Origin of the sequence: uncultured Flavobacterium sp. (genome assembly GCF_963975005.1) — a bacterium.
GTDB lineage: Bacteria > Bacteroidota > Bacteroidia > Flavobacteriales > Flavobacteriaceae > Flavobacterium.
The window spans coordinates 1-5,751 of record NZ_CAXBFR010000155.1 but is presented as its reverse complement, the minus strand read 5'-3'; the positions used below and the strand labels follow the sequence as shown (position 1 = coordinate 5,751).

6 protein-coding genes are annotated in these 5,751 nt (G+C 29.4%); 2 read left to right on the top strand and 4 right to left on the bottom strand.

What is annotated here, in order from left to right:
* Window positions 1-111: 111 nt before the first annotated feature.
* The 3 genes from AACZ53_RS13470 to AACZ53_RS13460 all read right to left on the bottom strand — a co-directional run bounded on the left by AACZ53_RS13470 (window position 112) and on the right by AACZ53_RS13460 (window position 2,028).
* The gene (locus tag AACZ53_RS13470) at window positions 112-1,236 is read right to left on the bottom strand and encodes an AI-2E family transporter (RefSeq protein ID WP_339839480.1); all 1,125 of its coding nucleotides are present in this window, start codon (window positions 1,234-1,236) and stop codon (window positions 112-114) included.
* Between the two features lie 96 nt (window positions 1,237-1,332).
* Window positions 1,333-1,518 carry a CsbD family protein gene (locus AACZ53_RS13465; RefSeq protein WP_339839477.1) on the bottom strand — a complete coding sequence of 62 codons (186 nt, stop codon included), beginning with the start codon at window positions 1,516-1,518 and terminating at the stop codon, window positions 1,333-1,335.
* A 42-nt stretch (window positions 1,519-1,560) separates the two neighbouring features.
* Window positions 1,561-2,028 carry a DNA starvation/stationary phase protection protein gene (locus tag AACZ53_RS13460; protein WP_339839475.1) on the bottom strand — a complete coding sequence of 156 codons (468 nt, stop codon included), beginning with the start codon at window positions 2,026-2,028 and terminating at the stop codon, window positions 1,561-1,563.
* A gap of 146 nt (window positions 2,029-2,174) precedes the next feature.
* Between AACZ53_RS13460 and pyrF the strand changes: the two genes are divergently transcribed.
* Window positions 2,175-2,993, top strand: a complete 819-nt coding sequence (pyrF, locus tag AACZ53_RS13455) for an orotidine-5'-phosphate decarboxylase (protein ID WP_339839472.1) — start codon at window positions 2,175-2,177, stop codon at window positions 2,991-2,993.
* Here the strand turns inward: pyrF and AACZ53_RS13450 are convergent.
* Window positions 2,983-4,992 carry a T9SS type A sorting domain-containing protein gene (locus AACZ53_RS13450; RefSeq protein ID WP_339839470.1) on the bottom strand — a complete coding sequence of 670 codons (2,010 nt, stop codon included), beginning with the start codon at window positions 4,990-4,992 and terminating at the stop codon, window positions 2,983-2,985. The two genes, pyrF and AACZ53_RS13450, sit on opposite strands and share 11 nt — an antisense overlap.
* 34 nt (window positions 4,993-5,026) lie before the next feature.
* On the opposite strand from AACZ53_RS13450, the gene AACZ53_RS13445 reads away from it, so the two are divergent.
* Window positions 5,027-5,751, top strand: a 725-nt coding sequence (locus AACZ53_RS13445) for a helical backbone metal receptor (RefSeq protein ID WP_339839468.1), incomplete at its 3' end; no start/stop codon positions are given.

Below are 5,751 nucleotides of genomic sequence, written 5' to 3'. Positions count from 1 at the left end.
CTTTCATAAGGTAATGTTCTTTCATAAGGTAATGTTGTTGTTGGTTGGTTGGGTTTTTAAAAGGTTTTTATTCCATTAAATTTATAAACGGAATTTTTAGTAACGTTTATTTCAAGTTGTTTCTTTATTTTTTCTAATTTTTTTCCAAATTTTCAACCTGTATTTAGCTTTATTGCTAAAATATTTCTCGTCAGCTTCTCCTAAAAGAAAACCTATAGATTTAAATTTATTAGAATGATCAAAAACCACTTTCAAGGAAGCGGTTATTGGTAATGCTAATATCATTCCTGGAATTCCCCATAACATGGAGAATAATATAATCACTAATATGGAGGCAAATGAATTTAAAGACACTTTAGAACCTGTGATTTTAGGTGTAATAAAGTTTCCTTCTATAAATTGTATAAATCCAAAAATTGCTATTACTCCAACGGAATATAAATAAGAGTCTTTTGTGGCTAAGGCAACTAATGCAGGCAAAAGCGAACCAATAATAATTCCAATATAAGGGACTAATAATAATAAAGCACATAGAAACCCAAAGAAAAAAGGATAATCGATGCCTAAAGCCAATAGACCAATACTGTTTAACAATCCGACAATTCCCATCACACTTACTAAGCCGACTAAATAATTTTGTTGCACATCATAAAGTTGATTCAAAATAGCTCTCATGTTTTTTCTGTTGCTTATTTTTGAAGTGGCTTTATATAGAAAACTTATTAAGAAACTTCTGTATAATAAGAAAAAGAACATGTACAATGGTGTTAAAATAAAATCACCTAAAATGCCACCTGAACTTGAAATAAATTGAAATATTTTATTAGAATTTCTTTTTACAATTTCTTTGACTTCAATATTGTCACCACCAACGATATCTTCGCTTTCAATACCGGTTGAATTTTCAGTTTCCCTAATCAAGATGTTGGTTTTTTCTAATATTTTATCATAATACATATCACTTTTTGCCATGATATCTTGAAACTGAATTCCAATTAAAACAAAAATGATAAAAATGATTGAGGTGAAAATTAAAATAGCAATCAGAATAGAAACAATTCTATTAAAACACAATCTTTTTTCAAAAAAGCGTACAATAGGATAAACTAAAACACTCAACAGAATGGCAAAAAGAATGGGTGTTATGAAATCTTGCAGCATATATGCTAAGAAAACAATCAAGACAAATGCTAATAAATCTTGAACGATGTGTGTTTTTTTGGTAGTTGTATCCATAAAGGTTCTTTTATAGGGAACTGTCTATAAATATATTAATAACTTATTAGGATACCAATATATTTATAGACAGTTTAATTAATCTTTAGATGTTGATTATAATTCAGCAATCATTTTTTTAACTTCATCTTTAGTTTTTCCGATTTTTTGTTGGATTTTTCCATACAATTCATCTTCTTTTCCTTCTTCATAAAGTAAATCGTCTTCAGTTAAATCTGCGAATTTTTGTTTTAATTTACCTTTTAATTCATTCCAATCGCCTTTGATTCCTGTTGTGTTCATACTGTTTTGAATTTAAATTAATAATTATTTTATTCTTGAATTTTAGTTGTTATATCTTCTTAAAACCCAAGCTTGTTCTTCGTGCTTTTGAATTATAGCTGTTAAGAAATCGGCTGTTCCAAAATCAGCTGTTTTTTCAGTTTCTTTAATAAAATCTCTAATTTTACTTATTAATGTTCTATAATCATCTAATAATTCTTTGACCATTGCCTCTTTTTCTTCATATTTAGTAGATTCAGTAAGTACTGAATGTTCATTAAACTCTTTCATAGTTCCAATGGATTTATCTCCTAATTTTCCAATTCGTTCAGCTACTTCATCAATAATTAATTCTAGTTCATTATATTGAGCTTCAAAAAGTTTATGCATTTCCATGAAACTATTTCCAGCTACATTCCAATGAAATTTTCTAGTTTTTACATATAAAACCATTTCACTGGCCAAAACTACTGTTAGGTTTTTAATATTAGATTTTATGTCTTCTTGTGGTATTCCTAATTTAGTATCCATTTGTAATAATTTTTAGTTTTTTAAAATGTTCTCTACAAAGATATTGCTACAAGACGGTAAACGTCTTATAGAATTTTTAAGGATTCTTATAAAATTTTAAGTTTATTGAATTCAAGTTTGTAAATTTGCCCAACAACAAACTACAAATGACTACAGAACAACTATTTCAGCAGATTCAAATAAAAAAATCATTTCTTTGCATTGGCTTAGATGTTGATTTAAATAAAATTCCAAAACATTTATTAGCATTAGAAGATCCAATTTTCGAATTCAATAAAGCTATTATAGATGTTACTCACGATCTTTGTGTTTCTTATAAACCTAACACTGCTTTTTATGAGGCTTATGGTTTAAAAGGGTGGCAATCGCTTCAAAAAACTATAGAATATATAAATTCAACTTATCCTGAAATTTTTACAATTGCCGATGCAAAACGTGGTGATATTGGAAATACTTCATCCATGTATGCCAAAGCTTTTTTTGAAGATTTAAATTTTGATTCTGTAACCGTTGCTCCTTACATGGGTAAAGATTCGGTTGAGCCTTTCTTGGCTTTTGAAAACAAGCATACGATCATTTTGGCTTTGACTTCAAATGAAGGTGCTTTTGATTTTCAGACCTTAGCAACGAATGGAAAAGAATTATACAAGCAAGTTTTAGAAACGTCTAAAAGTTGGAAAAATTCAGAAAATTTAATGTATGTAGTTGGTGCAACTAAAGCTGAATATTTTACTGAAATCAGAAAAATTGTTCCTAACAGTTTCTTACTCGTACCCGGAGTTGGTGCTCAAGGTGGAAATTTACAAGACGTTTGTAAGTTTGGAATGAATGATGAGGTTGGATTATTAATAAATTCTTCACGTGGAATTATTTATGCATCAAACCAAGAAGATTTTGCTCAAAAGGCTAGGGAAGAAGCTTTAAAAATACAAGAGGAAATGAAAATCATTTTGTCTAATGCTTAACCACTTTTTTATTAATCCAAAAGCCTATATCATTATAAATTTTCAAGAAATAAACTCCTTGACTTAAATGTGATATATTGATGGAACTATTTGGATTGTATGTTCCTGTTTTTTGCCCTTTAACATCATATATCTCAATAGAAATTAATGTTTCAGCGGATGTAATAGTAATTTCATTTTGTGCTGGATTTGGAAAAACTTGAACCGAATTATCAGAAAAATTGGCAACATTTAATGCATTTGAAGTCGTTATACCAATACTCGGATTCAAATACGTTCCGCTACCAGTTGCCTCTAATTTTATGGCTTTAACTAAATAGTGTCTAATCACAGTGGTTAAATCACCATCATTGAAAAATAAATCAGTAATTGGAGTAGGAGTTAATCGAACAAATGGACCATTTTCTGTATAACTTTTATAAATATGATAGCCAATGATATTTGAATCTGTTGATGCACTCCACGTTATTAAATGACCATTATTGATAGTAACTTCAATATTAGTTGGAGGAATTACTTGATTTAATCGTAAGGTTGGATCACCATGATATTGCAAATGCGTTCTTCCCCAAAATTCCCAAGTATCATAATCTTGTTCAGGTTTTTGGTATAAATTATTGGTTTGGTTGTGGTCCATAATTCGTTTTATACTCCAACCCATAGTCTCTCCCATTCCTGTTTGATGAAACAAATTTACTGCAGAAGTAGTGTAAAGTATTCCTAAACATTTTGTAGGTTTTGAAAGTAAGTTTCTAATGTGACCTGCTCCCCATGAGTTTTGAACATCATCCCAATAGCCCCAATAACTTTGATCTGAACTAAAAATAGTAGCATTCATACCAAATTGATCCCACTCATTTGGATTGGGAACTTGAACATTTTGCATAAATACTTGATATGGTCCTGTTTGATTTACCCAAAAAGGAAAAATAGTTGTACCAGAATATTGATACACATTATTAACTCCTGATAAAGGAATCAAACTTCTGTAAGAACCATCATTAGAATTATCATATCCAAAGTTAAAAGCGGTTTCATTTCCCATGTCATAACTAGATGCTACTATTCTGTAATTGTGCAAACGATTCAAATAACTTTGTAAAAGTTGTAATTCGGTTTGAGAACTTCCACCAATGTTAGCAAAATCTACTCTTCCAAATGCCATTTCCAATTCACTTGGAATAAAATCTTGATCCCATTTTAAATCGTTAGGTAAGTTGATGGCTTTTGAATCAATATTTCCTGGATTATAGGTTGCAACATCAGTAAAAATGCCATCTATATCGGCATAATAGCAATCTGCTCCACGAGCACCTTTATTCTCATCGTGTCCATCAGGTGCAAAAGCTCCTTGTCCAGAACGAGGTACTGGAATATGGCCTAATAAAAATAAATGTTTAGGTTTATCATTTGCTGGAGCATTGTTATAAATTGTTGTTATTTGATTTTTAATTATTATAATTTCTGGTTCTGTTTCCCAAGTTGTGGCTCTATTAACATATAATTCTTCTACAAACCAACCTTCAAAAATTAAATCCTTTTTAAGTTGAGTAATTTCAGTAGCTAAAGTAGCTTGAAACGAATTGTCAATAACTAAAATCATTCTTCCTTTGTAATCAGATTGGTCATATCTTATACAAGCAGTTACGTAACCAGTTGCAATTTGACTTCCAGTATTTCTTGAAATTTGATATTCATAAGCGTTTCCAAGTATTACATTTGTATCTGTCCAAGAAGTTGTAATTGCAGGAATATTGGAAGCAACTGTTATCCAATCAGCATTTTGTCCGTTGATAGGCCTTCTTTTAATGGTGTAATTTTGTATCGTATTTTGATTATTATCATGTAAATTAATAACTACACTTGGCGGATTTTCAGTAACATTCGCAGAAACTAAACAAACGCGTTGGCCAGTTGTATTAAAATTATAATTAAAATTAATTTGTCCGTATATTTGACTTGTTAAAAAGCAAATAATGAAAGTAATTTTGTTTTTCATGTTTTTAATTTACATAAAATTATAAAATACTATTTTGAATACCAAATATACAACCTATGTAGAAGGGAAAAAGATTAATTTTTCTTTTGAAACTACACCAAAACGCATTGTTTCCATTGTGCCTTCTCAAACCGAATTATTATATGATTTAGGTTTAGAAGATGCTATTGTAGGAATTACAAAATTTTGTGAGCATCCAAATCATTTCAAGGCAACTAAAACAATTATTGGAGGAACAAAAAATGTTCATTTTGAAAAAGTAAAAACCTTGCAACCTGATATAATTATTGCCAATAAAGAAGAAAACACAAAAGAAATTGTTGAAGAATTGAGTAAAATTTGTCCTGTAATTGTTACTGATATTTATACCATTGAAGATAATTTGCAAATGATTTTAGATTTCGGAAAGTTATTTAGTAAAAGGACTGAAGCTCAAAAATGGCATGATAAAATCAATTTTGCTTATCAAGATTTTAAGAATTTCATCAACGATAAACCTTCAAAAAAAGCAGCTTATTTTATTTGGAAAAATCCACATATGGTTGCAGGAAAAGATACATTTATCAATACTTTATTAGAATTAAATCATTTTGAAAATATTTACAAAGAAAAAGGAAGATATCCAGAAGTGGAATTAAAAAAGATTCGCTTAGAAGGTGATCCTGATTTGGTTTTCTTGTCTTCTGAACCTTATCCTTTTAAAGATGAAGATGCTTTTGAAATTGGACGCTTTACACATCATGCAAAAACGGTTTTTAT

Bases quoted from the DNA above. Each gene is read 5' to 3' on its own strand.
- pyrF (WP_339839472.1), top strand. From the start codon at position 2,175: ATGACTACAGAACAACTATTTCAGCAGATTCAAATAAAAAAATCATTT.
- AACZ53_RS13470 (WP_339839480.1), bottom strand. From the start codon at position 1,236: ATGGATACAACTACCAAAAAAACACACATCGTTCAAGATTTATTAGCA.
- AACZ53_RS13460 (WP_339839475.1), bottom strand. From the start codon at position 2,028: ATGGATACTAAATTAGGAATACCACAAGAAGACATAAAATCTAATATT.
- AACZ53_RS13450 (WP_339839470.1), bottom strand. From the start codon at position 4,992: ATGAAAAACAAAATTACTTTCATTATTTGCTTTTTAACAAGTCAAATA.
- AACZ53_RS13465 (WP_339839477.1), bottom strand. From the start codon at position 1,518: ATGAACACAACAGGAATCAAAGGCGATTGGAATGAATTAAAAGGTAAA.